Origin of the sequence: Hyphomonas sp. UBA3601 (genome assembly GCF_002375605.1) — a bacterium.
In the GTDB taxonomy this organism is placed as follows: Bacteria; Pseudomonadota; Alphaproteobacteria; order Caulobacterales; family Hyphomonadaceae; genus Hyphomonas.
The window spans coordinates 66,557-69,908 of the sequence record NZ_DFME01000017.1 but is presented as its reverse complement, the minus strand read 5'-3'; the positions used below and the strand labels follow the sequence as shown (position 1 = coordinate 69,908).

At 58.9% G+C, this 3,352-nt stretch carries 3 protein-coding genes; 2 read left to right on the top strand and 1 reads right to left on the bottom strand.

The window, feature by feature from the left end; translation table 11 throughout:
• The first annotated feature begins 246 nt into the window (after positions 1–246).
• Both B4F73_RS01415 and B4F73_RS01410 read left to right on the top strand, forming a co-directional pair.
• On the top strand, positions 247–2,259 hold the full coding sequence (locus B4F73_RS01415) for a putative bifunctional diguanylate cyclase/phosphodiesterase (RefSeq protein ID WP_290482343.1): 2,013 nt from the start codon (positions 247–249) through the stop codon (positions 2,257–2,259).
• Between the two features lie 102 nt (positions 2,260–2,361).
• On the top strand, positions 2,362–2,988 hold the full coding sequence (locus tag B4F73_RS01410) for a sulfotransferase family protein (RefSeq protein WP_290482342.1): 627 nt from the start codon (positions 2,362–2,364) through the stop codon (positions 2,986–2,988).
• Positions 2,989–3,063: 75 nt separating this feature from the next.
• Here B4F73_RS01410 and B4F73_RS01405 read toward each other — a convergent pair.
• On the bottom strand, positions 3,064–3,352 hold a 289-nt coding region (locus B4F73_RS01405; protein WP_290482341.1), incomplete at its 5' end, for a hypothetical protein.

Sequence of the window (3,352 nt, the reverse complement as noted above, 5' to 3'; positions counted from 1 at the left end):
TCGCGTTGCAGCAAATCTGCATCGTGAAACTTGCTGTCTGGATCAAGGGCGAGGCGGTCTGGGAGCGTGTCGGTCATGTGATGCTGTTTGCCAGCGAATGCGGGAATTGCAAGAGCCCAGACGCAACTTGATGGCCCGAAATGGGAATGAAGACATGGTTAATGGAAAGTAGTGGAATCATTTCCCCACTAAACCGGGCTTTATGGAACTGTCGCTATTGGTTACCGCAGAACAGAACAGGCTGATATGCGAAGTATATCCGACATCAAGCATTACCGTACAATGCTCCAGAACGCGCGAACGCTCGAAGAAGCGGTCGTCATGGAGCAAATGCGCGCGACTTCGAGAAATTTGTCAGCGCTCTACGCGATGTTGTGTGTCGCGTCGCTGTCGCTCGGGATGAGCTTCCTGAACCATGCGCCGTTATACCTGACACTCGGCCTGCCATGCCTGTTCATCGTAGGGAGTATCCTGCGGATCAATCACTGGCGCGATTCACAGGCTGAATTCACAGATCCCCTGCGCGCCCAGCGTGATTTCGTGGTGATAGAAATTGGCTCGCTGATCATCTTTGCGGTCATCGGAGGCTGGATTGCTCTATTGTGGCCCTACGCGATCGGTCGGCAGGAAGCGCAATTGGCTCTGTTTACCGGCCTGATCGGCCCGGTTGGCATGATGTGCTCAATGCCGCGCCCGCGTATTGTGGCAGCTGGCTTGTCGGGGACGTTGCTGATATTCTGCTTCGTCTTCGTGCGCCATGATCCGTTTTACTATGGCTATATGGCCGTGCCGATGGCGGTGTCGTATGCGGCATTCCTGAAAGTGTCCCTGACTTACAAGCAGCGCATCGCGGAATCGGTGATGCTGCACAATGAGCTGGTCTCTGAGAATGAGCGGGCATCGGGCCTGGCGGAATCCAATCGCTTCCTGGCCTTGTCAGATACCCTGACCGGCCTGCCGAACCGCCGCCGCTTCTTCGAGCAGATAAACCTTTTCTTCGAGCGCAGCCCGAATGGGGAATTGCCGATTGTCGGACTGGTCGACCTGGACGGCTTCAAGCCCTTGAATGACGTGTTCGGACATTCGGCAGGGGATGCCATGCTGGTGGAAACAGCAAACCGCATGAAGGCAGCGGCGGCCCGCTATGGTGGTTCGGTCGCGCGCCTTGGCGGAGATGAGTTCGCGTACGTCCTGCCGTGGAACACATCGCGCGAGGAAGCCATGAAGTTCTCGCTGGAACTGGTCGCTTCGATCAGTCACCCGGTTGTCCTGCCGAGTGGAGATATCAGCCGCGTATCGGCCTCGGTCGGCATGTCTTCGCGCAGCTTTGATGTCGCCTCGGCAAAAGACCTGCTTGAGCAGGCAGATTTTGCCCTGTTCCGCGCCAAGGAAGCGACGTCCGGCCCCGTGGTCGAGTTTTCGTCTCATCATGCCGCCAGCAAACGCCGCGAAGTGCTTGTGCACCAAGCTTTCAAGAATGCGGATCTCGACAAGGAAATTCATCTGGTTTTCCAGCCGATCATCGACACGCGCGATGGGGCCATTCGGCGTTGCGAGGCACTGGCGCGCTGGGACAGTCCGGAAATTGGTATGGTGCCGCCGGGCGAGTTCGTGCCGATTGCCGAGAAAGCCGGCATGACCCAGGAAATGACTCTGGCAGTCTTCCGCAAGGTGATTGCCCAACTGAAGGTTTGGCCGGAAACGGCGCGGATTGCGGTGAACCTGTCTGCGCAGGATGTGAACAGCCGGCAGTGTACGGACCTGCTTGCCTCGATGCTGATCCGCCAGCCGCCGAGCCTGCGCCAGCGCATTTCGATTGAGGTGACCGAATCCTCTTTGCTGACGGATTTCACCGAAGTTCACAACAACCTGCTGAAATTCCGGGAACTGGGTGTGAAGATCGCGCTGGATGATTTCGGCACGGGCTTCTCGTCCCTGCGGTACTTGCAGGAATTGGAATTCGACATTGTGAAGATCGATCGAAGCTTCATTTCGTCAATCGACCACAATCAGAAAAGCTTTGGCCTTGTCCGGACGATCAGCCGCCTCTGCCGGTCGCTGTCGATTGCCTGTGTGGCGGAAGGCGTGGAGACCCGCGAGGAACTGGACCATGTGCGCTCGGCCGGGTGCCATCTGGTCCAAGGCTATATCTTCACCAAGCCCCTGATTGCCGAGAAGATGCTGCCTTACCTGACCGGCGAGCTGAAGTTCGACGGCATGGGATCCATGCTGTCGGTCCCGACCCAGGTGGTCGCCTGATCGACTTCGCCCTGCAAGGCAAATTTCTTGTTACCGCCCGCCTCATGGTCATGCTATGGAAACAGCAGGGACGCCTGAAAGGCTGTGAAGGGAACAAATTCAATGACACTATCCGTAATCAGCGCCGGTTTCGGGCGCACAGGCACGATGTCGCTCAAACTGGCGCTCGAGCAACTTGGCTTCGGGCCGTGCCATCACATGATCGAGGTCATCGAGAATGGCGAGGCACAGGTTCCGCTCTGGAATGCTGCGCTGGCGGGCACACCAGACTTCGGCGCCATCTATGACGGGTACAATTCCGCCGTGGACTGGCCAACCGCGGCCTTCTGGCAGGAGACGGCCGAGGCCTATCCGGACGCGAAGATCATCCTTTCGACGCGTTCCGCCGAGAGCTGGTACAGCAGCATATCCGAGACCATTCTCGCCACCGTCTGGGCGCCGGACACATGGCCGCCGCAAGCGACCGAATGGTTCAAGATGGTGACAAAAGTGCTGGAGCGCAGCTTTGGCGGCGCGAAAGACAAGGACAGCCTGATCGCCGCCTTCAACGCGCACGAAGCCGAAGTGAAGGCGACCATTCCCGCCGAGCGCCTTCTGGTCCATTCGGCCAAGGATGGCTGGGAACCACTCTGCGCCTTCCTGGGTAAGCCGGTGCCCGCCGAGCCTTATCCGCGTACCAACAGTAAGGAAGAATTCTTCCAGCACATGACCAAGGCCGACAACATGTAGGCTGGCCGCGCCAGCAGGTGCGACGCCTGTGAGGGCGCTTCGGGGGAGTTTGAATTTTCGTGAAAGGTGGCGCGGTCAGGGGTCCGGACCGGGCAGGGCGTAGCTTTGGCTGAACGGCATCTGGCAGCTTGGTTCGCCCGCATCAAGTCGCACACGGTTCCGGTGTTCGCCGGGATGGGCGGAGTCCAGATCGCCGATTGCAAGGCGGAAAGCCTTTGACCATGTGAAGGCCAGCGGGTCCGGTTCGCGCTCATGCGGCGCGTCGCCGATCCATTGAAGATACACGGTGCCGCGATGGTCGATGACCGTCATGAACGGAACGCCCCGGCCCTTCAGCGCCCGCACATACAGGCGCAGGGCGACC